The organism is Mesorhizobium sp. B3-1-7, assembly GCF_006439385.1.
In the GTDB taxonomy this organism is placed as follows: domain Bacteria; phylum Pseudomonadota; class Alphaproteobacteria; order Rhizobiales; family Rhizobiaceae; genus Mesorhizobium.
The window spans coordinates 30,676-53,971 of sequence record NZ_VFTL01000030.1 but is presented as its reverse complement, the minus strand read 5'-3'; the positions used below and the strand labels follow the sequence as shown (position 1 = coordinate 53,971).

Annotated in this window: 21 protein-coding genes and 2 pseudogenes; 13 read left to right on the top strand and 10 right to left on the bottom strand. The window is 65.2% G+C overall.

The window, feature by feature from the left end; genetic code table 11:
* Positions 1-56: 56 nt before the first annotated feature.
* From FJ417_RS33960 to FJ417_RS23405, 4 genes and pseudogenes are all read left to right on the top strand, one after another.
* Positions 57-420: pseudogene (locus tag FJ417_RS33960) on the top strand (zinc-binding dehydrogenase); the annotation flags it as partial.
* A gap of 331 nt (positions 421-751) precedes the next feature.
* Entirely contained in the window at positions 752-1,711 is a 960-nt protein-coding gene (locus tag FJ417_RS23415; protein WP_140785067.1) for an AraC family transcriptional regulator, read from the top strand.
* A 354-nt stretch (positions 1,712-2,065) separates the two neighbouring features.
* Entirely contained in the window at positions 2,066-2,761 is a 696-nt protein-coding gene (locus FJ417_RS23410; protein ID WP_140785066.1) for an outer membrane protein, read from the top strand.
* A gap of 89 nt (positions 2,762-2,850) precedes the next feature.
* The gene (locus FJ417_RS23405) at positions 2,851-3,837 is read left to right on the top strand and encodes a hypothetical protein (RefSeq protein ID WP_140785065.1); all 987 of its coding nucleotides are present in this window, start codon (positions 2,851-2,853) and stop codon (positions 3,835-3,837) included.
* Positions 3,838-3,895: 58 nt separating this feature from the next.
* Here the strand turns inward: FJ417_RS23405 and FJ417_RS23400 are convergent.
* The 4 genes and pseudogenes from FJ417_RS23400 to FJ417_RS23385 all read right to left on the bottom strand — a co-directional run.
* Positions 3,896-4,126 (bottom strand): annotated as a pseudogene (locus FJ417_RS23400) (VOC family protein); the annotation flags it as partial.
* Between the two features lie 134 nt (positions 4,127-4,260).
* Positions 4,261-6,558 carry a xanthine dehydrogenase family protein molybdopterin-binding subunit gene (locus FJ417_RS23395; protein ID WP_140785064.1) on the bottom strand — a complete coding sequence of 766 codons (2,298 nt, stop codon included), beginning with the start codon at positions 6,556-6,558 and terminating at the stop codon, positions 4,261-4,263.
* Complete coding sequence (locus FJ417_RS23390; RefSeq protein ID WP_140785063.1) at positions 6,555-7,538, bottom strand: xanthine dehydrogenase family protein subunit M; 984 nt, start codon at positions 7,536-7,538, stop codon at positions 6,555-6,557. Before FJ417_RS23390 ends, FJ417_RS23395 begins: the two co-directional genes overlap by 4 nt.
* The gene (locus tag FJ417_RS23385) at positions 7,535-8,074 is read right to left on the bottom strand and encodes a (2Fe-2S)-binding protein (RefSeq protein WP_140785062.1); all 540 of its coding nucleotides are present in this window, start codon (positions 8,072-8,074) and stop codon (positions 7,535-7,537) included. Before FJ417_RS23385 ends, FJ417_RS23390 begins: the two co-directional genes overlap by 4 nt.
* Positions 8,075-8,556: 482 nt before the next feature.
* Between FJ417_RS23385 and FJ417_RS23375 the strand changes: the two genes are divergently transcribed.
* Both FJ417_RS23375 and FJ417_RS23370 read left to right on the top strand, forming a co-directional pair.
* Positions 8,557-9,153: a TetR/AcrR family transcriptional regulator gene (locus FJ417_RS23375; protein ID WP_140645526.1), complete on the top strand. Its 597-nt coding sequence runs from the start codon at positions 8,557-8,559 to the stop codon at positions 9,151-9,153.
* A gap of 100 nt (positions 9,154-9,253) precedes the next feature.
* Positions 9,254-10,084, top strand: a complete 831-nt coding sequence (locus FJ417_RS23370) for an aldo/keto reductase (protein ID WP_140785060.1) — start codon at positions 9,254-9,256, stop codon at positions 10,082-10,084.
* A 45-nt stretch (positions 10,085-10,129) separates the two neighbouring features.
* Here the strand turns inward: FJ417_RS23370 and FJ417_RS23365 are convergent, their stop codons facing one another.
* On the bottom strand, positions 10,130-11,725 hold the full coding sequence (locus tag FJ417_RS23365; RefSeq protein ID WP_246687526.1) for an alpha/beta fold hydrolase: 1,596 nt from the start codon (positions 11,723-11,725) through the stop codon (positions 10,130-10,132).
* Between the two features lie 551 nt (positions 11,726-12,276).
* Positions 12,277-12,576: a hypothetical protein gene (locus tag FJ417_RS23360; RefSeq protein WP_140710839.1), complete on the bottom strand. Its 300-nt coding sequence runs from the start codon at positions 12,574-12,576 to the stop codon at positions 12,277-12,279.
* Between the two features lie 146 nt (positions 12,577-12,722).
* Between FJ417_RS23360 and FJ417_RS23355 the strand changes: the two genes are divergently transcribed.
* The 5 genes from FJ417_RS23355 (at position 12,723) to FJ417_RS23335 (ending at position 16,736) form a co-directional block, all read left to right on the top strand.
* On the top strand, positions 12,723-13,052 hold the full coding sequence (locus FJ417_RS23355) for a VOC family protein (protein ID WP_140785058.1): 330 nt from the start codon (positions 12,723-12,725) through the stop codon (positions 13,050-13,052).
* Positions 13,037-13,639, top strand: a complete 603-nt coding sequence (locus FJ417_RS23350) for a sulfotransferase family protein (protein WP_140785057.1) — start codon at positions 13,037-13,039, stop codon at positions 13,637-13,639. Before FJ417_RS23355 ends, FJ417_RS23350 begins: the two co-directional genes overlap by 16 nt.
* 93 nt (positions 13,640-13,732) lie before the next feature.
* A complete protein-coding gene (locus tag FJ417_RS23345; protein ID WP_140645445.1) occupies positions 13,733-14,698 on the top strand; it encodes a sigma-70 family RNA polymerase sigma factor in 966 nt (321 codons plus the stop codon).
* Positions 14,699-14,807: 109 nt separating this feature from the next.
* The gene (locus FJ417_RS23340; protein ID WP_246672417.1) at positions 14,808-15,257 is read left to right on the top strand and encodes a carboxymuconolactone decarboxylase family protein; all 450 of its coding nucleotides are present in this window, start codon (positions 14,808-14,810) and stop codon (positions 15,255-15,257) included.
* A gap of 93 nt (positions 15,258-15,350) precedes the next feature.
* A complete protein-coding gene (locus tag FJ417_RS23335) occupies positions 15,351-16,736 on the top strand; it encodes an amidase family protein (protein WP_140785056.1) in 1,386 nt (461 codons plus the stop codon).
* Positions 16,737-16,788: 52 nt separating this feature from the next.
* On the opposite strand, the gene FJ417_RS23330 is transcribed toward FJ417_RS23335, so the two are convergent.
* Together FJ417_RS23330 and FJ417_RS23325 are read right to left on the bottom strand one after the other, a co-directional pair.
* Positions 16,789-17,565, bottom strand: a complete 777-nt coding sequence (locus FJ417_RS23330) for a DUF2270 domain-containing protein (RefSeq protein WP_140645447.1) — start codon at positions 17,563-17,565, stop codon at positions 16,789-16,791.
* 115 nt (positions 17,566-17,680) lie between these two features.
* On the bottom strand, positions 17,681-17,887 hold the full coding sequence (locus tag FJ417_RS23325) for a hypothetical protein (protein WP_140652129.1): 207 nt from the start codon (positions 17,885-17,887) through the stop codon (positions 17,681-17,683).
* 268 nt (positions 17,888-18,155) lie between these two features.
* Between FJ417_RS23325 and FJ417_RS23320 the strand changes: the two genes are divergently transcribed.
* Positions 18,156-20,387 (top strand): cation:proton antiporter, encoded by a 2,232-nt coding sequence (locus FJ417_RS23320; RefSeq protein WP_140785100.1) that lies wholly within the window; start codon positions 18,156-18,158, stop codon positions 20,385-20,387.
* A gap of 57 nt (positions 20,388-20,444) precedes the next feature.
* On the opposite strand, the gene FJ417_RS23315 is transcribed toward FJ417_RS23320, so the two are convergent.
* Both FJ417_RS23315 and FJ417_RS23310 read right to left on the bottom strand, forming a co-directional pair.
* Positions 20,445-21,080, bottom strand: coding sequence for an ankyrin repeat domain-containing protein (locus FJ417_RS23315; protein ID WP_140785055.1), 636 nt, complete (start codon positions 21,078-21,080; stop codon positions 20,445-20,447).
* Positions 21,081-21,260: 180 nt separating this feature from the next.
* On the bottom strand, positions 21,261-22,469 hold the full coding sequence (locus FJ417_RS23310; RefSeq protein WP_140710851.1) for an MFS transporter: 1,209 nt from the start codon (positions 22,467-22,469) through the stop codon (positions 21,261-21,263).
* 407 nt (positions 22,470-22,876) lie between these two features.
* On the opposite strand from FJ417_RS23310, the gene FJ417_RS23305 reads away from it, so the two are divergent.
* Entirely contained in the window at positions 22,877-23,296 is a 420-nt protein-coding gene (locus FJ417_RS23305; protein ID WP_140785054.1) for a VOC family protein, read from the top strand.

Sequence of the window (23,296 nt, the reverse complement as noted above, 5' to 3'; positions counted from 1 at the left end):
GGCATCCTCGGGAATGCGAAGGAAATGGCGCTTAACACCTTTCCGAAGCGCGGATTGCAGCCTCGACCTTGCCGAGCGCCGGCACCACTGCCTGGAACGCGCTCCGTGCCGCCGATGTCGGGCCGGGCTCGGTCGTCGTGCTGCTCGGCACGGGCGGCGTCTCGATCTTCACGCTGCAGCTCGCCAAGGCGGCCGGGGCCACCGTCATTACTTGGTCCTCGGACGAGAAGCTCGATCGGGCCAAGGCGCTCGGCGCCGATCACCTGATCAATTACCGCGCGACCCGACTGGGACGGCAAGCTGCTGGAGCTGATCGGTCGTCGACAAGGTGTTTTCGCAGAACGAGGCAACCGAGGCCTACACTCACATGGCCGCCGGCGGCCTGCATTTCGCAAGCTGGTGTTCGGGTTGGACTGGTAGCCGACGTTGGAGATTGGCGAAAGAGAATGGGCGACTGATCTCCCCCACGAGGGATCCCACGTGGGGGAGATTGGCGGCTTTGCCGCCGGCTCCACAGCCTGGATCCGCTTTCCGCTACGATCGACAGGGCGCCGCCGATTCGAGCTGACATTTCCGAGTATTCTTGAAATTTTCCGATCGGGTCGATGAAATTCGGGTGAGTTCTTGTCCAGAACAGCAACGGAATTGTCCTGGCATGCATAGATATTTTGCGGCTCTGGACAAGATGTGAACTGGTCCAATACGGTGCCCGTCCAAGTGAAGACGCGCGCGCAGAAAGGCCAGGTTGCTCTTGAAAAAGAACGTCTTCTCGTCGCTCGACCTGCCTGGGCATCTCGACGACCGCGCGCGCTTCGCGCTCTGGCAGGACATCCACGTCGCCGAGATATGGTCGGTCGAATATGCCATCGCGGCCAACCAGCCATTCGCGGCCGAGATCGAAGCCACGCCCGTCGGGCCGGTGGTGCTGGGGCAGATGGCCGGAACCATCCGGCATGCCAGCCGCAAGGCCCGCAACATCGCCGACGACGGCCGCGACGGCTATCTCCTCTTGATCAACCATGGCGACACCAGGCTGAGCGGCGCCCAGGCCGGCCGCGACTACAGCGTGGGCAAGGGCGAAGCCGCGCTGGTATCTGCCTCGGAGGCGCTGGAAATGAGCGGCGGCGACAGCAATGTCTGGGCCAACATCGTCGTTCCGCGCGAGATCCTGGAGAGTGCCTTCGCCCATGTCGAGGACCGGCTGGCACTGACCGTGGCGGCCGACAATGAGGCGCTCGGCATGCTCAGGCGCTATTGCAACTTCCTGGAAGCTGGTCCGGCTCTGGTGTCGCCGGACCTTGTCACCCATGCCACCGAAACGATCGTCGATCTGATCGGCCTGGTAACCGGCGCCAAGGGCGAGCCCGCCGAGCTCGCTGGCATGCGCGGCCTGCGCGCGGCAAGGCTCCAGGCAATCCTCGACAAGATCAGGAACAATTTCGCCGATCCGTCCATCTCGGCCCAGCGCGTTGCCCAGCAGCTGCGGCTCTCGCCCCGCTATGTCCATGACCTCTTGCAGGAAAGCGGGGTGAGCTTCGCCGAGCGCGTTCTCGAATTGCGTTTGCAAAGGGCCCATCGCATGCTTTCCGACAGGCGCAACGACCGTATGCGCATCAGCGAGATCGCGCTGCTGAGCGGCTTCTCAGACGTCTCCTATTTCAACCGCTGCTTCCGCCGCCGCTTCGGCTCGACGCCGAGCAGCGCCAGATAGTTCGCCGGCCAGGGCTAGCGCGTAGCAATGCTGATCTCTGTTTGCGCGAACAGGTAGGAACCCGGCCTCGCGCCGGGTTTCTTGCTTGTGCCGGAAACGAAAAAACGCCGGCCGACGTGAGCCGGGGAGGCGCCAATGCCGCGGTCGCCGGGTGTGAGCGCGCGCCTGTCGGCTGATGCCGAACTGCCACACTGGCCGGACATGCGCGGCAGCGCTTTCCGGGACAATTCCAGTGCGGTGCAGCCCAAGACGCGGGCTGCGAACAATGCAACATCGGGGCTCTTGACGTTAACTGGATCCCGCTGAGCATTTCGGCAGCGGGGTAGCGCAACACCCTGGGGGCAGCAAACAACAATGAAAACGATTCTTCTCGCTACGGCCGTTATTCTCGCATCTGTCGGCATGGCGCCCGCGGCGGACATCAATGAAACCTTGCCCATTGCCGCCGATTACCACTGGTCCGGGCTCTATGCCGGCGTTCACTTCGGTTACGCTGCCGGAAAATCCAATCTCTTCATCTCTGGCGGTGGTATTGGGGGCACCGATATTAACGCTCCTGTCGATCCGGACGGTTTCATTGGCGGCATCCATATCGGCTTCAATCAGGAGATGGCGAACCGCTTCGTGCTCGGTGTTGAGGCGGACATCACGTACAGTAACGTCGAAGGACTGACGACCCTTGCCAATGGCGGCAGCACTATTCTTAAGAGCGAACTCCAGTGGTCGGGGTCGGCGCGGCTGCGCGCCGGCTATGCGTTCGATCGGACGTTGCCTTACATCACTGCGGGCGTGGCCGCGGCCAAGTATGAAATTATCGGCATCACCGGCACCTCCAGTGGTGACATACCGCTCCACGACGACACCCATGTTGGCTGGACGGTTGGAGCCGGCGTCGAGCACGCCTTCACCGATAAATGGATCGCTCGGGTCGAGTACCGCTACTCCGATTTCGGCAGCAAGGCTCTCTCGATCGCATCCGGTCTTCCCACGGCGACGAGCGTCGATCTCAAGACGCACGATCTGCGGGTCGGCCTCAGCTACAAGTTCTGATCCGACAGACCGCACGAAACCCTGGCCTCGCACCGGGGTTTGCTTGTGGCGGGGGGAAAGGCGACAGGAATGAGCAGGCCGGTCGGCTGGTGGCCGGATGGCCACACTGGCGCGTCAAGTGCGGCAGCGCTTTCCAGGACAATTCCGCTGCGATCCAGCCCAAGACGCCGGACGGCGAACAATGCAAGACCGAGCCCGGCATTCGTCCGGACCGCAGGACGCATATTCGAATTCGGGGGCTCCTAATGCATCGCTTTTCAATCATCGCTGCGTCGCTGGTCGCCACGACGTTCGCGTACGCCGCCGACGCACCGCAGCCGCTGGCCGGAGAGACGGTGGTGACGCCGCATATTTCCGGCTACGGCGAGATCTACCTGGGCGGGCTTCGCTTTACCAGCATCGGCGACACCGTGCACGCCGCAGGGGGCGCCGCCCGCGTCAACATTCCGTTCGCCCAGCGCTGGAACTTCCAGGGCGACCTCACCTATGACCGGATCTGGGACGACGATTTCGCTCATTGGGGCGGCGTTGGCGGCGCGATCCACGGATACTACCGGGACCCCGACAGATTTGCCGCCGGTGTGTTCGCGACTTATACGTCGGTGGACTTTGGCGATTTCGACGGGAAGGCGAGTTCCTGGGCGGTCGGTCCGGAAGCCCAGATCTACTTTGGCAATCTTACCCTTTACGGCCAGGCGGCCTTTGGCCGGGCAAACGAGGATTCCCTCAACTCCGACCAATGGAACGTCCGCGCCGTCGCACGCTACTTCGTCCAGGATAACCTTCGCCTGGATGCGGAACTCAGCTTCAGCAGAACGGACCAGGGGGTGAACCTGGACGTATCCGGCGGCGCTCTCCAGGCCATGTACCGGTTCAACGACACACCGTGGTCAGTGTTCGCGCGCTATCAATTGGAGCAGATGAAGATCGGTTCAACCGACCTCGGCGAGACCCACAAATACCTGGTGGGCCTGCGCGCCTCCTTCGGCAGCAAGTCGCTGTTGGAGGAGGATCGCAACGGCGCGGCCATGGACACCTACCGGCCCAACGAGGTGAAGAATTTGAGCGTGAAATGATCGGTGCCGCCTACATCGCGTGGGGTGCTGTTCCGCTGTCTTCCGGCGACAAGCACCCTCACCGGACCGGCTGAAACAGCTCCGCCAGATTGCCGGACGGATCGATCAGCAATATCTGCGATCCGCCTGGACCCGGGACGATTTCATTGCGGAAGCTGAGACTCGCCGCCCGCAACCGGTCAACCTCCTCCGCAAGATCCTCGACGATCAGATGGATGCGGTTCCAGCCTCCAGGGCCTGGCCGCTTGCCGTCGGGCATTGGCCGGCCCGCCGAACTGGTCGGACTGTTGTTGCGGGTTCTGTCATCGCCCCAGCTGTTTCGTTGCCAAAGCAGGTTTCTTCGATCTGGTGGAAGGGCCGACTGCGAGGTCGTCGGGATTTGGCGAAAGCGACGGAGCCGTAGCCTCTACCTTGAGCGGAAAATTACTCGATCAATTTCTCCAGCGTGATCGGCAAATCCCTTATCCTCTTGCCCGTCGCATGGAACACTGCGTTGGCAATCGCCGGCGCGATGCCGACGATTGCCAGTTCGCCCACGCCCTTGCCCCCAAGGGCGGAGGAGTGCGGGTCGGGGATGCCGACCGAGATCGTCTGGATGTCGGGGATATCGGCGTTGGTCGGCAGCATGTAGTCGGCGAAATTGCCGTTGACGATGCGGCCGTGGCGGCGATCGACGATGCCTTCTTCGAGCAGCGCCTGGCCGATGCCCATGATGATGCCGCCCTTCCACTGGCTTTCCGCCAGCTTGGGGTTGTAGAGCCGGCCCGAGTCCAGCGCCGACACGACGCGCGACACGCGCACCGTGCCGAAATCCTCGTCGACGCGCACCTCGACGAAATGCGCGCACCAGGAATGGCGCGAATAGTCGCCTTCGGTGTGCGGGATCGACATGGCTATCGTGGTGTAGTTCTTGTAGCGCTCTTCCGGCGTCGTGTTGGCCGGCAGCGTGTCGCCCTTGGCTTCGATCTGGTCGCGGCCGATCGCCACCATGAACTCGGCGATCGACAGCTCCGGCCCTTCGCCACGCGGCGAGGCGATGCGGCCGTCCTTTACCGACAGTGTATTTGCCTGCAGCTTCTGGAAGGGCGAGCGCGGGTCGGAAAGCGCCAGCCCGATCAGCTCGTCCAGCGCCTGGCCGGCCGCCTTGTAGACGGCGCCAGTCATCACGCCGGCAAGCCGCGAGCCGCCGGTGACACCGGCGCGGGCGAAGTGCGAGTCGCCGAGCTTCACCGACACATGCTCCACTGGCACGCCGAGCGTTTCGGCCGCCGTCTGCGCCAGGATCGTGTAAGTGCCCTGGCCCATGTCGATGGAGGAGCTTTCGACCTCGACCGAACCATCGGCCATGAGCTTCACCACCGCCTCGCCATGCGCGCGCCGCACCGGATAGGTGCCGGCCGCCATGCCCCAGCCGATGAGCTGGCGGCCGTCGCGCATCGAGCGTGGCTGAGGCGAGCGCTTGGCCCAGCCGAAGGCTTCGGCGCCGGCGGCAAACGCCTCGCGCAACTGGCGTGTCGACCATGCCTTCTTCGCATGCGGATCCTGTTCGGCATAGTTGATCAGCCGCATCTCCAGCGGATCGATCCCGAGTTCATGGGCGAGCTCGTCGATGGCGCATTCGATGCCGAAGGCGCTCGGGTTCTCGCCCGGCGCGCGTTTTGCTCCCGGCACCACCGTGTTGACCCGCACGACATTCTGCTTCGAGGAGAAGTTGGGCGTGGCATACATGATCGAGGTGACCGAGCCGAGCGGCTCGACCCACATGCCGTCGACGGCCGTCTCGTTGACGCCGCGATGCACGATCGACTGGATCCTGCCGTCTCTGTCGGCGCCGATGGCAACGGTCTGCCGCGTCGCGGCGCGGCCGCCATAGGACGTGAAATTCTGCGGACGGTTGAGCACCAGCTTCACCGGACGTCCGAGCATCCTGGCGGCAGCCGCCGCGACCGCGCTGTGCGCCAGCGCCAGCGCCTTGGAGCCGAAGCCGCCGCCGATATAGGGCGAGACCAGCCGCACATTCTCGAACGGCACGCCGAACCACTCGGCATAGGTGCGGGCCATGCCGTCGAGCCATTGGCTCGGCTCCCAGATGGTCAGCTCCTCGCCCTCCCACCGCGCGATCAACCCATGCGGCTCCATCGCCGCCTGGAATTCGCGCGGCGTGTTATAGGCTGCGCAGACGCGAACGGGTGCGGCGGCGAACGCCGCTTGCGCGTCGCCCCATTCCTTGGTCATGGCGTCGATCGGGAAGCCGTCGCCTGCCTTGCCGTCGCTAAGATCGACGATGGCCGGGCTCTCGTCATACCAGACCTTGACGAGTGCGGCCGCAGCCACCGCCTGCTCGAAAGTCTCGGCCACCACGGCCGCGACATGCTGGCCGGAAAAGGTGACCTCGCGCACGAGCGGCGCGTAGGTCGGCTGTGAAGGCGGGTTGCCGAGCCAGTCCGATGCGCCCTTCAGCTCTATGATGGTGTCGGGAGTCAGCACGGCAAGCACCCCCGGCGCGGTCTCGGCCGCGCGGGTGTCGATGGCAGTCACCTTGCCGGCCGCGATGGTCGCGCCGACCAGCACCGCATGCGTCAGCCCTTCGAGCTGTTGCTCGACGGCGTAGTGCGCAGCACCGGTGATCTTGGCCGGGCCGTCGACGCGCGACAGGCGCCCGCCGACCGCTTCGAGGCGCGCGCTGTCGGACGCGGCGTGTTTCATGTCATGAACGGTCATGCCGTCTCTCCCAATTTGAGGATGGCGCGGGCGATCACGCGCGGCGCCAAGGCGATCTTGTAGTGGTTGGCGCCATGGTCGACGGCGCCCTCCATGGCGAGCACGCTCGCCTCGCGGACCGTGGCTTCGTCTAGCGCCTTGCCCTTCAGCGCCTCCTCGACGGCGCGCACGCGCCACGGCTTGGTGGCGACGCCACCGAGCGCGACGCGGATGTCGCGGACGGTGCGGCCGTCGCCTTCGAGCTCCAGCCCTACTGCTGCGCTGGCTGCGGCGAATTCATAGGACTGGCGGTCGCGCACCTTGATGTAAGTCGAGCGCCTGGCCGCGGCCGAGCCGGGGATTTCGATGGCCGTGATGACCTCGCCGGGGCGGATGTCGTGCTCCTGTTCGGCGGTTGCGCCGGGGGCGAGGAAGAAGTCCTCGACCTTGAGCTTGCGTTCGCCAAGATCGACCTCGGCGTCGAAGGCGACGAGCGCCACCGCCAGATCGCCCGGATAGGTGGCGATGCAGGCTTCGCTCGCGCCGAGCACCGCATGGCCGCGCGTCACCCCGCCGATCGCCGAGCAGCCGCTGCCCGGCGCGCGCTTGTTGCAGGCCGGGAAGTTTTGCGGATCGCGGAAATAGGGGCAGCGCGTGCGCTGCATCAGGTTGCCGCCGATGGTCGCCATGTTGCGCAGCTGCGCCGAGGCCGCCTGCCAGAGCGCTTCCGATACGGCCGGGAACAGGCTTTTCACCTCGGCATTGTCGGCGACATGGCTCATCTTCGCCAGCGCGCCGATCACCGCGCGCTCGGCGGTGACATCGATGGCGTTGAGCCCTTCGATATGGCTGATGTCGATGACGGTCGAAGGTTCGGCGACGCCGCATTTGGCGAGGTCGATGAGCGTCGTGCCGCCGGCAAGCAGCATGGCGCCGGGAAGGGCGGCGGCGTTGCGCGCGGCTTCCACGCTGTCAGCGCGGAGGTAGGAAAAATCTCTCATGAGCGCAGCTCCTGTGCGGCGTGGCGGACGGCGGCGACGATGTTCGGATAGGCGCCGCAGCGGCAAAGATTGCCCGCCATGTATTCGCGGATCTCTTCGTCGGAGCCGGCATGCCCCTCGCGGATGCAGGCCACCGCCGACATGATCTGCCCCGGCGTGCAGTAGCCGCACTGGAAGGCGTCCTGATCGAGGAAGGCGGCCTGCACGGCGTGCAGCGTGCCGTCCTCGTCGGCGAGCCCTTCGATGGTGGTGATCGAGCGGCCTTCGACCTGGGCCGCCAAGGTCAGGCAGGCGAGCACGCGCTCGCCGTCGACATGGACGGTGCAGGCGCCGCACTGGCCCTGGTCGCAGCCCTTCTTGGTGCCGCTGAGATGCAGCCGGTCGCGCAGCGCGTCGAGCAGCGTCACGCGCGGCTCGACGTCGAGCGCATGGTCGCGGCCGTTGATGGTGAGGTTGAGGGAAAGCGTGGTGGGACTGGCCTTGCCGTTCAAGACGTGGCCGTCTTCGGGAGGATCGATGATTGTTTGGCTGGTCATAGGGCGTCGGGCTCCGATTGCTGGACGCTAGGCGGATGGAAATGGGGCTTGGGAGGAGAGGGGCAAGGGTAACGGCAGCCTGGGCGCGACCTTCGCGGTCGTCATCCTCGGGCTTGACCCAAGGATCCATGCCGTGACGTTTGCCGAGAAACGCGGCAGGCCAGAATTCTGCACCGTAGCCGCGCTCGCAGGGAATGGCATGGATCCCCGGCTCTGCGCCGCGTCGCTTCGCTCCTTGCTTCGCCCCAGGATGACGAACTCACGAGCGGATTCGCCAACCACAGGCGTCGCAGAACGCGCCCGTCTCCAGCGGGCAGGGAAAGCTTTCCGTCCTTCTTTACGTGACATACCGCTTCCCCTGGTTATATGATAAAGCCACTCCACTAAAACGGAGGTGCCTCCGTTTATTTAATTGGGGTCTGGCCAGTCATGGTTCAACCCCCCATATTGCATTGGTGGAGAAAAAAGTGTCCGACCGGGAAATGACCGCTGAAGCGACGCGCGACGCGCAGGCGCCAAAGCCGCTGCGCGCCGATGCGCAACGCAACCGCGACAGACTGGTCGAGGTGGCGGCGCAGACTTTCGCGAGCGACGGCGTCGATGCCTCGCTGGAGGAGATCGCCAAGCGGGCGGGGGTCGGCATCGGCACGCTCTACCGCCACTTCCCGACGCGCGAGCATCTGGTCGAGGTGGTCTACCGCCGCGAGGTGGAAGGGCTCTGCCAGGCGGCTGACGAACTGGCGCGCGAGCATCCGGCCGATGTCGCGCTGGAGCTCTGGATGCAGCGCTTCGTCGACTACATCGCCACCAAGCGTGGCCTCGCCACCAGCCTGCGCCTATTGCTCACCACCAACTCGACGCTGTTCTCCGACACGTCCGGCCGCGTCTCCGGCGCCATGCGAGGCCTGATCGAGGCCGCCGCCGCCTCGGGGAAAATCCGCGCCGACGTCGACGCTTCCGATGTGATGCACGCGCTGGGCGGCATCTACTCAGCGCCGAACACGCCGGACTGGCGAGAACGGTCGGGGCGGCTGGTGAAGCTTTTGATGGATGGGTTGCGGTTCGGGGCGAGGGGCTGAGGCGCCGCAACTGCCGGCGGCGCCAGCTCCACCCCGACTGGCATTCCCCAACCCACGGCCTACATAGTCGGCATCACCCTCCCTCCCAAAAGGATTCCCCATGCCCGAACAGCTCACATTGAACGACGGCGCCGCCATCCCCCAAATCGGGCTCGGTGTGTGGCAGGTCGATCCCGACATCACCGCCAAGGTCGTTCGCTGGGGCGTCGGGGCCGGCTACCGGCTGATCGACACCGCCGAGGGTTATCGCAACGAGGAAGGCGTCGGCGAGGCGATCCGCGCCGCCGGCGTGCCGCGATCCGAACTCTTCATCACCTCCAAGCTCCGCAACGGCGCGCATCAGCGTGACGCAGCGCTGCGCGCCTTCGACGATACGATGCAAAAGCTCGGCATCGACAAGATCGACCTCTTCCTCATCCACTGGCCGGTGCCCAGCCAGAACAAATATGTCGAGGCCTGGAAGACGCTGGTCGAGCTCCAGAAGGCCGGCCGGATAAAATCGGTCGGCGTGTCGAACTTCAACCAGGACCATCTGGAGCGCATCATCGGCGAGACCGGCGTGACGCCGGTCGTCAACCAGATCGAACTGCACCCGCGCTTCCAGCAGCGCGACAAGCGCGAGTTCCACGAGAAGCACAACATCCATATCGAGAGCTGGAGCCCGCTGGGCAGCGGCCGGCTGCTTTCCGACCCGACGCTGGAGAAGCTGGCGAAGAAGCACGGCAAGTCGGTGGCGCAGGTCATCATCCGCTGGCATTTGCAGAAAGGGCTGATCGTCATTCCGAAGTCGATCCACCAGGAGCGTATCGCCGGCAATTTCGACGTCTTCGGTTTCGAGTTGGACGCGGACGACATGCAGACCGTTCACGGTCTGGATTCGGCCGACGGCCGGACGGGACCTGATCCGACCACGGCGGCGTTCTTGTTCTGAGGCGCTGCGCCCCTTTGAGCAGTTCTGCCGACGACATGCCGCCGCTCATCCGGTGAGCGCAGAGATGGTCTTTCGGGACGTCAATCCGGCGACGAAGCTTCGTATCTCGTCAACCAGGCGGTCGCAATCTTCACCCCAGATCACGTGGTCTCTGCCGGCCAGCTCGACGTATCTGGCGCCTTGGATGTGGGTTGCCAAATAGCGCCCTTCCTCTGGGCGTACCCAACGGTCGTCCGTCCTCTGCACGACCAGCGTCGGGACGCGGATCGCCGGCAGGATGTCGCGAACGTCGACTTCGGTACCCCAGCGCCAGAGCGCGATTGCATCGGCGGGCGAGGCCGAATTCCGGAGATAGGCGGCGAACCATTCGCGTTCGACCATGTTTTCGGTCAGGCTCGGCGCTGCATTGCTCATGTCGGCGGGCTTGCCCCATTGCCGCTCCATGGCCGCTACATCGTCGTCCACCTGCGCTACAGTTCTTGCCCAGGGATACTCTTTTGACCAAGTGCCCTTGGCGTAGGTTCCGTTAAGCACCAGCGCGGACGTACGCTCGGGATAGGTGGTGGCGAAAAGCATGCACATCGGACCGCCCTCCGAGCTGCCGAACAACACCGCTCGCGTGGAGCCGACTGCGTCCAGTACCGCACGCACATCCTCCATGCGCTCTTCCAGCGTCGGCAGGCCGACATTGCGGTCGGATAGACCGGTGCCGCGTTTGTCGAATCGGATCAGGCGTGAAAAGGTGCCGAGCCGCTTGAGCACATGCGCGAAGCGCGGCGAGCCCCAGGCAAGGTCGAGATTGGAGACCCAGCCGGGCACGTATATGAGGTCAATCAGCCCTTCGCCGGTCACCTGATAGGCAATGTTGATTCCTGCCGATTTGACGTAACGGGTGGTCGGTGGAATCGGCTCGCCGCCGGAAAGGCTCCCACCGGCATTTGCCCCCGAACCGGCCGCCGGCTCGGCGGCCGCAACCGGACGCTTCGAGTAGGGCGATGAACTCATCCGGCGTGTCCGCAGAGCCTCGTACAGTTGGCGCGTTTCCAGTTCTGGCGGCAGTCCGAGATCTCTCTCCAGCGCCTCACGGCAGAGCTCATACTGTTTAAGAGCAAGGTTGATGCGGCCCTGCGCGGCATAGGCTCTCATCAATGCCCGGTGGATATCTTCGCGCAGAGGCTCCATTGCGAGCAGTCGCGCAGCCGTGCGCGCACAGGATGAAAGGTCGTTCGACGCGCTGTAATGCGCCACCAGCCTGTCCAGCGCTGCAACCGCGATCGTTCTCAGGCGCTCGCGTTCAACTCGAAGCCAGTCCTCGAACGGCTCCTCTTTCAAGCCAAGACCATCGAGCAGCTCGCCGCGGTAGACGGCGAGTGCCTGCTCGAGGTGTTCGGGCGACGATCCTGTCGCAAGCGTCTCGAACCGGGCGACATCGAAGTCGATCTCGTCGAGATACAGGGCGACACTGGCGCCGTCCGTCACAAACCGTCCGCTGCCGCACTTGTGCATGGCCTTTCGGATGGCCGAAACGGCTTGCCTGAGGCTCATCCGGGCCTGGGTTTCGCCATTCAAGCTCCAAAGTAGGGCGGCCAGCTTCTCGCGCGATTGTGCCTGTCCGGCTTGCAGGGCGAGATAGGCCATCATCGCCCGTGCCTTACGGCTCAAGGTTGGAGCAGCCGCGCCAGTACCGGCGAGATCAAATCCGCCCAGAAGATAAAGATGAGGCCCTATCATTGAGTTCGGCCCCGGCCACGGTTATGGCAATTCTTTCGCTTCGCCCCTGCTAATTCAACCGCTATCTGTCCCAAGCGGTCTTTTTCACGTTTCGATCACGCTGCCCTCTCCAGCTTTATCACGGTCGCGCCAGAGAGTTGGCCGAACCTGAAACGTGGGAGACGTCAATGCTGCCATTCAGCCCGACCGACTGGCCCTTCCGGCAAGATGACGGTTTCTACCGGCCCCAAGGCAACCCACCCGCAATCTTTCGTCACGACATCGCCCAGGCGCGGTACTTGGAGCGGCAGCTAGCTCAACGGTTTCCCGGCGCCCCCAGGATAAGTCTGCCAATGCTCGTGAGCCGGCTTCTTGCCTTGGCGGCGTCGGCCCGCGCAGCGCTCTCTCGCCGGCGTGCCGGGCGAGGACCCGCCTCGTTTCGGCTTTGAAAGCCTGCCTTCCGATACACGGCGGGCTTCACCCTAAATGCCGTCTCCGTCCACCAGCGGCACATCCTCGCCCTCCCATGGGCTCGGCATCGACCCGCGTCCTGCGGTCGGCAGCGGCATCCAGCATCTGAGCTCCGGCTCGGCATATTCGACGATGCGGCCGGGCGAGGAGTCCGACGCCCGCCAGCCTTCCTCGCCGAATTGGTCGGCGCGCGACCAGTAGGCCATGTCGACCTCGGCCGGCCCCTGTTCGGAGGAGCGCACCGTCACCAGGATGCGGCTGCCGTCCCGCGGCGCGCTCGCCATGTTGCGCCACTGTTCGGTCTCGTCCATGCGATCTCCTCCTGCTGAACCAATTCCAGAAAAACCGGCCGTCGCAATAGTCGCTGCCCGCCGGGAAGGGGTCAACCCGAACTTGGAGCGCGACAGGCTTTTCATTCACAACTAATATGTCATTGGCCGCAATCGGACAGACGACGATGGATGAAGGATTGCTGTCTCCAGTGACCCGGCTCGGGCCGGTCCATCTCAGGGTGACCGACATGCCGGCGGCCTTGAATGTCTGGCGCGACGCGCTCGGGTTGGCGCTGCTTGGCGAAGACGCCACCATGGCGGAGCTTGGCGCCGGCGGCCGGACGCTGATCGTGCTGCACGCCGGCGCGGAGGCACCACTGCCGCAGAAGTCGCGCGATCTCTTCCACGTCGCCATCCATGTCACCAGCCGCCGCGATCTAGCGCACACCGCCGCCCTGATCGTAGCCGCTGGAAGACGTGGAGAAGTGGAGGAGGGGAAATGTCGCTCAAGGTGATTGGAACCGGCTTTGGCCGGACCGGGACGGATTCGATGCGCGAGGCGCTGACCATGCTCGGTTTCGGCCCTTGCCATCATATGTCGGAGGTGATGGCGCATGAGGAGCAGAAGGCGCTCTGGCGGGCGCTGGCCAAGGGCGCCGTGCCAGACTGGGACAGGCTCTTTGCCGGTTATAAATCCTGCGTCGACTGGCCCTCGGCGCATTACTGGCGCGAGCTGATCGAGATCTATCCCCAGGCGCGCGTCATCCTAACCTGGCGCTCGCCCGAAAGCTGGTGGGAGAGTTTCGAAAAGACGCTCCTGCCCGCCATCGCCGGCAGCACGGACCATGACTCGCTCGGCGTCTCGCTCGTTTCGAAACAGGTTTTTGACGGCCGCCCGCAGGATCGCGCCCACGCGATCGCGATCTATCGGGACAATGTCGAGGCGGTGCTGAATACCGTGCCGGCCGAACGTCTGCTGGTCCACAAGCTCGGCGACGGCTGGGCGCCGCTTTGCGCCCATCTAGGCATTCCCGTGCCGGACGAACCCTATCCCAGCCGCAACTCGACCCAGGAGTTCCGGACGGCGCTGTCGCTGAATTAGACGAGTTCGGGTCGATGAATACAGGCATCCGAACTTTCCGGTCGCTCATCGCATCCTGTCCTTTGTGATATGATCAGGAAAGGGGATCAGGCCATGGGGCAAGCCAGTTTTGATCGCGGTCGAGGCCAGCCCGATGCGGCGCTGGTGATGGCTGCGCGCTTCGGCGAGGCGAACGGTTTCGGCCTGTTGTTCGAGCGCTACCGTCCGCAACTCCATGCCATGGCCCTGTCGATGCTGGGCTACACCGGCGATGCCGAGGACGCGGTCCACGACACGTTCCTCACCGCGCTCGTCCGGCTGGACGGCCTTCGCGATCCCGCCGCCGTCGGCGGCTGGCTGCATTCGATTCTCAGGAACCATTGCCTGATGGCGCTGCGACGGCGCCGGCCCTGTGCCGGACCCGCCGAAACCGAGCGCGCATTCCGCGAGCTTGCCGACGAGGAACGCATCGAGAGCCGCATCGAAAGCCGCGACCTGCGCGACTGGGTGTGGGCTGCGCTGGCGCATCTGCCGGAAATGCAACGCGCTACCGTGATGCTGCGCTATTTCGGCAGCTCGCCGGGCTACGAGGAGATATCGACCGTTCTGGGCGTGCCGGTGGGTACCGTGCGCAGCCGGCTGGCTGACGCCAAGATCAGGCTTTCGGAGCTGCTGCTTGCATCGGCCGGCCTGCCCGACAGGGAGCATCAGAAGCTGGTGGCGGAGCGGCTGGCTTTCTACACCGAGGAATACCGCTCGCTGCAGCGCGGCGGCAAGGAGCGTGTGCTTTCCCACTATGCCGAGGAGCTCGACATCGCCTTCGCCGGCGGGCCGCGCGGCATTGGGCGCCATCTGTTCGGCGAGGCCATCGACGAGGATGTTGGCGCCGGGGTTCGCCATGAGCCGGTGCGGGCACTGGTCAGCGCCAACGTCACCGTGCTCGAGGGTGATTTCGTCAACCCACCCGAGAACCCGTTCCATTGCCCGCCAAGCTTCGCCATCGTTTTGATCCACGGCGAGCGCCAGGTGCGCATGATGCGCGTCCACACCTGCGAACGGCCGCCGCGCCTCGAGGAATGACATCTTCGTGAAGTTCGCCGGCCCAGCGAACTTTTCGATCCGCCCCATCATCCTGTCTAGGTCACGCGGCCGATTGCCGGCGCGTCAACCACAGCAAGGAGGAATTCCGATGTTTGCCTTTCTCGCAGTCAGATTGAGCCGCGCCGTCGTTCTGGGCTCGCTTGCCATGCTCGCGACGCCGTTGCTTGCCAATGCCGACGATTACGATGCGACGCTGAAGGACATCCAGTCGACGATGGGTGGCGTGCCGAGCTTCATCAAACAGTTTCCCAAGGCCGGTCTGCCCGGCGCATGGGCCGAGGTCAAGGCCATCGAGCTCAGCGACAAGACGGCGCTGCCGCCGAAGGTCAAGTCGCTGATCTCGCTGGCGGTCGCGGCGCAGATTCCCTGCAGCTACTGCATCTGGTCGGACACGCAGGACGCCAAGCGCGCCGGCGCCACCGACGAGGAGATCCAGGAAGCCGTCGCCATGGCGGCTCTGACCCGCCACTGGAGCACCATCTTCAACGGCATGCAGGTCGACTTCGAGCAGTTCAAGAAGGAGATGGGCGGGCAGTGAGACGGTAAGGGGTTGAGGGACTGGGGCAGCAGGGAAATCTGCAGGCTATCGCTTCCTGCTGCCTTACTCCCCCAACACAGGGAGAACACGCACATGACCGCCACTCTTGCCACCGACACCACCTTCCTGACCGCCACCCAACTGGCGGCGGCGATCCGCGAGCGGAGTGTGAGCGCAAGCGAGGCGATGGAGGCGCAGCTGGAGCGGATCGCCGCCGTCAATCCGCTCCTCAATGCCATTATCACCCTCGACGAGAAGGCCGCGCGCGACGGCGCCAGGGCAGCCGACGAAGCCATTGCGCGCGGCAAGACCGTCGGGCCGCTGCACGGCGTGCCGATTACGCTAAAGGACGGCCACGCCACCGCCGGCATGCGCACCACGATCGGCCTGAGGGCCTGGGCCGACCATGTACCGACGGTTGACAGCACCATTGCCGCGCGCCTGCGCAAGGCCGGCGCCATCATCATCGGCAAGACTAATGTGCCGCCGAGACTGCGCGACCTGCAGACCGTTAACCCGATCTTCGGCCGCACGGGCAATCCCTGGGATGTCACGCGCACGCCGGGTGGTTCCAGTGGCGGCGCGGCGGCAGCGGTAGCCGCGGGGCTCGCTCCGCTGGAGATCGGCAGCGACGCCGGCGGCTCGATCCGCGTGCCGGCGCATCTGTGCGGCGTCTATGGCTTCAAGCCGACGCAGGCAACTGTGCCGATCACCGGCAGCTATGCCGATCCCCCCGACATACCGCGCAGCTTCCGATTGCTGTTCGACATAGGGCCCCTTGCACGTGGCGTCGACGACCTGATCCTTGCCCACCGCGTTATCGCCGGCGCCGACGGCCTCGACCCCGAAGTGCCGCCGGTGGCGACGGACGAGGAGCCGGAGCCGCCGCTCGACCGGCTGCGCATAGCCTTCGCGCCGGAATTCCCCGGCGTGCCGACCGCTCGCGATATCGCCGATGCGATTGCCGGTCTTGCCAGCGCGATCGACGCCAGCGGCGCACGGGTCGGTCAGGCCCTGCCGTCACATGATTTCGCCGCCGAGCGGGCGCTGTTTTCGGACTTCATCACCTGGTATTCGCAGGCCTTCCAGCCGCCGCTGGAAAACTCCCCCACGCTGTCGACCTATCTCGAGGCGCTCAATCAGAGGGACGAATTCATCTACGCGTGGGAGCGCTTGTTCGGCGATTGGGACGTGCTCGTCTGTCCGGCGATGATGTGCACTGCTTTTCGCCACCGGGAGATGGGAATGCCGATTCCGGTCGATGGTGTCGAGACGCCCTATTGGAGCGCGCTCAGCCACGCCTGTCGCTTCAACCTGACAGGTCATCCGGCCGTCGTCATTCCGATCGGCCTCGACCGAGAAGGCCTGCCGATCGGCGCCCAGCTCGTCGGCCGCCGCCATTCGGACATGAAGCTGCTGGCGGCCGCCAAGGCGCTGTCGCGCCTGACCGACGGCTTTGTCAGGCCGCCGGGATTGTGATCGCGCGGCACGCTCCAGCAAGCATGGCTGAAATCCTTGGCGCGCCGCTGTTTCACACATGCACGTCGCCGAAGGACAGCTCGCCGTCATCGGCGCGGACCAGGAACGCGGCGGCAAGCAGCGCGAGATAGCAGGCGGCCACCCCGCACACGACGACGACGCCAGGGATGGGGCCCAGTGTCGCCACCCGGAACGTGTCGACGAGTGAGGCACCGAAGCCGATCGGAGAGCCTTCGCGCGACAGGCTCGGCGTGGTGATCTTCAGGATCCAGGCTAGCAGCAGGATCGTGTACATGAAGATGTAGTTGCGGCGCAGCCGCCTGATCAGCGCCGCGCGCTGCGAGATCAGGAAACGCGGCGAGCGCAGGCCTTCGCCGAGGATGGCGAGCCAATTGGAGGCATAGTCGGGCTGCGGCGAAAAGATCTGGGCGAAGTAATAGCGCTCGAACTGCCGCACGCGGGCGCGGTAGACGTCGAAAAAGCGGTAGCGCCGCGCCTCGATCCACAAAAGCAGGGTGATCAGGAGCATGGCGAACAAAAGCACGCCGTGATGCGCGCTGGGCGTCGACAGCGACACCGACAGCATCGCCGCCACCACGGTGATCGCCCAGTTGCTGGTGCGGTCGAGCCGGTCGCGCCAGCCCGCCATGCGCGCGATCTCGGCGCGATGGAAATGCGACAGCGTCGTGGTGAATTCGGGAGAACTAAGCTTCAGCGCCAGCGTATCGGAAGCGCGCGGCGGCGCGGCCGCTTCGGTTGATTTTGCTGGCGCGGCCGCCTCTGTCGGCCAAGCCGCGTCGGTTGGTTTTGCGGCCCTTGTCTGGGACATCCCTCTGCCATGCGCCTCCCGCCGCCATGGCCGCCCGCCCCGAGATCGGCCGGCCACACCCAATCCTTGTAACGTGCAGCCGGCCAGAATGTTCCCGCCTTTTCAGGCGGATAAGTCAGGATGCAAGCGGGGGAAGACCACCATTCGCGCGCCGCGGAAAGGGCAGCACATCGGCTATCGGCCTGGCATGCTGGGCTGCCGCCACTGCCTCGATCACAAGGTCGAGCGCCGCAAGCGCCGCGCGGCTCGTTTCATCGTCGCCACGCAGGTAATGGCAGGCCCGGTCGAGGTGCAGGTGGGCGGCGGCAAAGTCGCTTTTCATTAGCTTCTCCTTATTGCCCGCCACGGCGCGACCATCGCCGAGTCGCTTTACCGGGAAGCAAAGATCGGCGGCGGCATTTGAATAGAAATGTAAGGGATGCGGCGCTGGAACTGCTGATCTCCCCCCTTGTGGGGAAATTGGCAACTTCGACGCCCTGCAACCGAAGCACCGGCCAAACCGTTGTGACGCGAAATCGAGGGGAGACAGCTTGTCCAAAATACTCAATCGGCGTTGGTCGATCGCGCTTGGTGCTGCGGCGCTCGCCCTGATGCCCGCCGTCGCCTTCGCCGCCGAGAAGACAGGCATGTCCTCGGAAGGTATTTTCGTCGCCGAGCTGATCCTGCTGCTTGTCGTCGGCCGCGGCATCGGCGAGGTGCTGGAAATACTGGGCCAGCCGGCGGTGATGGGACAACTGATCGGTGGCATCCTGCTCGGGCCCTCGCTGCTCGGCTGGGTCTGGCCGGCGGGCGAGCGGCTGATCTTCGCCGGCGACCCATCGCAAAAGTCGATGATCAACGCCATCGCCCAACTCGGCGTCTTGATGCTGCTCCTGCTCACCGGCATGGAGACCGATTTGAGGCTGGTGCGACGCGTCGGCCGCGCCTGCTTTTCCATCTCGGCCGCGGGCGTGGCCATGCCCTTCGCGCTCGGCTTCGTCGCCGCCCAGTTCATGCCGGCCACGCTGCTTGCCGCCGGCAGCGAGCGCATCGTCGCCGGGCTGTTCCTCGGCACCGCGCTCTCCATCTCCTCGGTCAAGATCGTCGCCATGGTGGTGCGCGACATGAACTTCATGCGCCGCGACCTCGGCCAGATCATCGTCTCCTCGGCCATCATCGAGGACACGATCGGCTGGGTGATCATCGCCATCACCATCGGCATCGCCACCAAGGGGCGCATCGAGATCGGCAGCCTGGCCTTCACCATCGCCGGCGTCGCCGCCTTCATGGCGTTTTCCTTCACGCTAGGGCGCCGCATCGTCTTCGACGCCATCCGCTGGACAAACGATACTTTCCGCTCGGAATACGCGGTCGTCACCGTCATCCTCGCCATCATGGGCGCCATGGCTTTGATCACCGACCTGATCGGCGTGCACACCGTGCTCGGCGCCTTCGTCGCCGGCATTTTGGTGGGCGAGTCGCCCATCTTGTCGCGCCACATCGAAGGGCAGTTGCGCGGCATCATCACCGCGCTGTTCATGCCGGTCTTCTTCGGCGTCGCCGGCCTGTCGGCCGATCTCACCGTGCTTATCGATCCGCAGCTCGCGCTACTCACCGTGGCGCTGGTGGTGATCGCCTCGATCGGCAAGTTCGGCGGCGCCTTCATTGGCGCGGAAGTCGCCGGCATGAGCCGCGCCGAAGGCATCGCTGTCGGCTGCGGCATGAATGCGCGAGGTTCCACGGAGGTCATCGTCGCCTCGATCGGCCTGTCGATGGGCGTACTTTCGCATAACCTCTTCACCATGATCGTCACCATGGCGGTCATCACCACTTTGATCATGCCGCCGACCTTGCGCTGGGCGTTGCGCCGCCTGCCGATCGGCGAGAAGGAAAAGAAGCGGCTGGAGCGCGAGGAGGTCGACCAGCGCGGATTCGTCGCCGGTCTGGAGCGGCTTCTGGTGGTGGTCGACGAGGGCGTCGTCGGCCGCTTCGCCGCCTATCTTGCCGGCGTCATCGGCGCCGGCAAGCCGACGACGGTGCTGCATTCCAGCGGCGAGATCGACGCCGAGCCGACCGAGGGGCTGCATCTGGAGGAGATCGAGAAGGGTGCGGAGGACAGCCGCGAGGCGGCGAAAAAGGGCGACGAGACGCCGGCGCGCGAAGCGCCGGTCACCCGCCGCCAGCACGAGGTGCTTTCGGCCGAGGCGGTCGCCAAGGAGGCGCGCAAGGGTTACGGCATGCTGCTCGTCGGCCTCGGCCGGGCGGTCACCCCCAAGGGCGGCTTCTCGCATCGGCTGAATGAAGTCGCCGGCGCCTTTGACGGGCCGCTCTGCCTGGTGTTGAAGCCGGCGGCCGCTGGCCGCCAGATGCCCCGGCTCGGCCCGGGATCCGGCAAGATACTGGTGCCGGTCAACGGCACGGCGGTTGCGCGCCGAGGCGCCGAACTGGCTTTGGCCATCGCCGCCGTCACCGGCGCGCCGGTCAAGATGCTCTATGTCGCCAGGGTCGGCCGCGACGAGCCGCGCGACACGGTCTCGCATCGCCGCCGAGAAGCGGTGTTGAAGGACATCGTGGCCCTTGCCGACCGCTACGGCGTCGAGATCGAGACGGCCATCCGCTCGCGGGCCGCCGCCGCCGATGCCATCGCCCGCCAGGCCGGCCGCAGCGTGGCGTTGATCGTCATGGGCGTGGCGCGGCGTCAGGGCGAGGAGCTGATTTTCGGCGAGACGACGACGGCCGTCCTGCGCCGCGGCCCATGCCCGGTGGTGCTGATCTCCGACGAGCGGGTGAAACGCGACGAGAGCGACCGCGAGGCCGTACGCACGGGGACTGGGGCAGGGTGATTGGCCGATCTGCCCCGCAAGGAGGGGATCACTCGCTCCCTCGGCGTCGCCTTGTCCTCACTTGCCTTCGAAGAACGCGTGGATCGCCGCTTCCAGTTTCTCGATGAGCTCGCCGTTGCGGGTGCTGCCGGCCCAGATCAGGGCGTTGAGCCGCATGTCCTTGTTGAGGAAGTTTACCTTCCTGGACTCAAGCAGATAGTCAGCGACCGCAAAGTGCCGCCCCTTGATGGCTTCGATGAGGGCGCTGTTGCGTCCAGTCTTGTCGGCCGCATTGACGTCCGCGCCGTGCTCGACCAGCAGCTTGACGGCATCGAGATGTCCGTTCCTTGCCGCTTCGATGAGCGCCGTCCTGCCGTAATAGTCGGCACGGGCATCGATATCGATACGGGGATGGGCCGCCAGCGCCTGGATGCAGGCGTAATGGCCCTTGGCCGCCGCCAGGCTCAAGGGCGTGCTCTTCCATTTGTTCCTGGAATTGACGTCGATTGCCGGATCCGCGATCAGCGCCATGAGCGCCGCGATGCGGGCATTATGGGCGGCAAGATGCAGCGCCGACCAGCCGTCTTCGTCGGCCTGGGTGATGTCGGCGCCTGCCGCGAGTTCCGCCCGAACGGCTTCGGTGTCGCCCTTCTCCGCCGCCATCAGCAGGTTGGACCACCCCCTGGCGTCGTCGGTTTCCACGCTTGCGCTCACTGCGATGCTCTCCGGACCACGATCGCGCCGACACCCACTGTATATTCGTCGGCCGGCGCTCATCGATTGCGGCTTTTACGGAGCGTTTCACACTCACCGGCGTCCGGCAACGGATTTCGAGCCGGTGCAACTGCCAATCTCCCCTACAAGGGGGCACAAGGGGGGAGATCAGCAGTTTCCTCACGCCATCTGCAGCTTCTGCCGGCTGGGCTGCGGCGGGAAGGCGATGGCGATGCCGGCCGCGCCCAGCCCGATCAGTGCCGAGCCGATGAACAGCCAGTGATAGCTGGCGGTGGCGTCGTAGATCATGCCGCCGGCCAGCGGCCCCAGCGACATGCCGAGGCTGGAGAGCATCGTGGCCGCGCCGAGGATGGTGCCGATGATGCGCAGGCCGAAATATTCGCGCGCCAGCACAGCGTAAAGCGGCATCACGCCGCCATAGGTGGCGCCGAAGATGACGGCCAGAAGGTAGAACTGGTCGAGCTGGCCGACGGTGAGATAAGCGGCGATCACCAGCCCCTGGATGGCGAGCCCGGCGACCAGCACCGGCTTCACGCCCAGCCGGTCGCCGAGCACGCCATAGAGAATGCGCCCGCCAAGGCCGGCGAGCCCCTCGACGCTGTAGATCGATACGGCCGCCATCGGCGCCACGCCGCAGGACATGGCATAGCTCACCATGTGGAAGATCGGGCCCGAATGCGCTGCGCAGCAGGCGAAGAAGGTCAAGCCCAGCACGATGAATTGCGGCGAGCGCAGCGCCTGGCCGACGCTCATGCCGGGATCGTCGGCGGCGGGCGCCGGCGTCCCATCGGCGGTAGTGATTGCCGCCGCGGGTTGGCGCACCAGGAAGACGGCGGGCAAGAGCAGCACCCAGGCCATGATGCCGATATCGAACATGGCGGTGCGCCAATCATAGGCCGTGATCAGCCAGCGCGCGAAGGGCGAGATGGTCATCGGCGCGACGCCCATGCCGGCCGAGACCAGCGAGACGGCCAGGCTGCGGTTGGTGTCGAACCAGGCGGTGGTGAGCGCGATCATCGGCGCGAAGAAGGCGCTGGCCGCAAGGCCTACGATCACGCCATAGCTGAGCTGGAAGACCAACAGCGAATTGGCGCGGCTCGCCACCACCAGCGACAGGCCGAGTAGCACCGCGCCCGCAAGCACCACGGGCCGCGCGCCGACCCGGTCATAGATCGCGCCCCAGGCGAAGCCGCCGAGGCCCATCACCAGGAAATTCAAGGTCATGGCGCTGGAAATGCCGGTGCGCGACCAGTTCGTGTCGAGCGACATCGGCTCCAGAAAGATCGCCAGCGAAAACATGGCGCCGAGCGCCACGCAGGTCATCAGCGCGCCCGCCGCGACGATGACCCAACGATAGGAATGGTTCATGGTTCTGCTCCCATGCCGAAAGGCATCCTGTTTGATGCGGCACGGTTTTTCCAGTCCACCGGGCCGTTTGCGTCCGAAGGACGCCAGGGCGGGAGCCGATCCTACAATCTGGTTGCATTTTTTATCCGGATTTTTGGCGCCCAAGAGAGTGGAAAGGCGCCGACGAGGAAAGTCAGCGCTCTGCGAAATCCCCCTCTCTGGCATTTTCCAAGCACTTGCTTGGGGACAAGTCCGCTCGCAAATGCCGGAAAATGCTATCTCCCCCCTCGTGCGGGAGATGTTCGGCAGAACCGAGGGGGCGCTGTCCCGCCAGCGTCTCCAACTGTCAGCAGCCTGCAGACCCCCGCGTTGACCGCACAGCAGGCGCTTCTAGATTGAGCCGCAGCATTCAGAAGGAGGCGTCACCCATGGAACTCTATCGCGGCCGGCTCATCGACCATCTGCACCTGGTGGTGCGCGACCTTGAGGCCAGCCGGCATTTCTATGGCGCGGTGCTTGAGGTGCTGGGCATCCCGATCGGCGGCGAAGCCGAGGATTACTTCTGGGTGGACGAGCTGTTCATTTCCGGCATCGACAGCCGCGCGTCGCGCGGCGCGCTCACCGGCCGCCACCATTTCGCTTTCCAGGCCAAGGACCGCGCCATGGTCGACGCTTTCTACCAGGCGGGGCTCGCCGCCGGCGGCAAGGACAATGGCGCGCCGGGCGAACGCCACTACCATCCCGGCTACTACGCCTGCTTCCTGCTCGACCCCGACGGCAACAACATCGAGGCGGTGTTCCACGGCGAGGCGAAGCGAAGTGCTGTGGCGGTGGAGATCAGTTTTTAG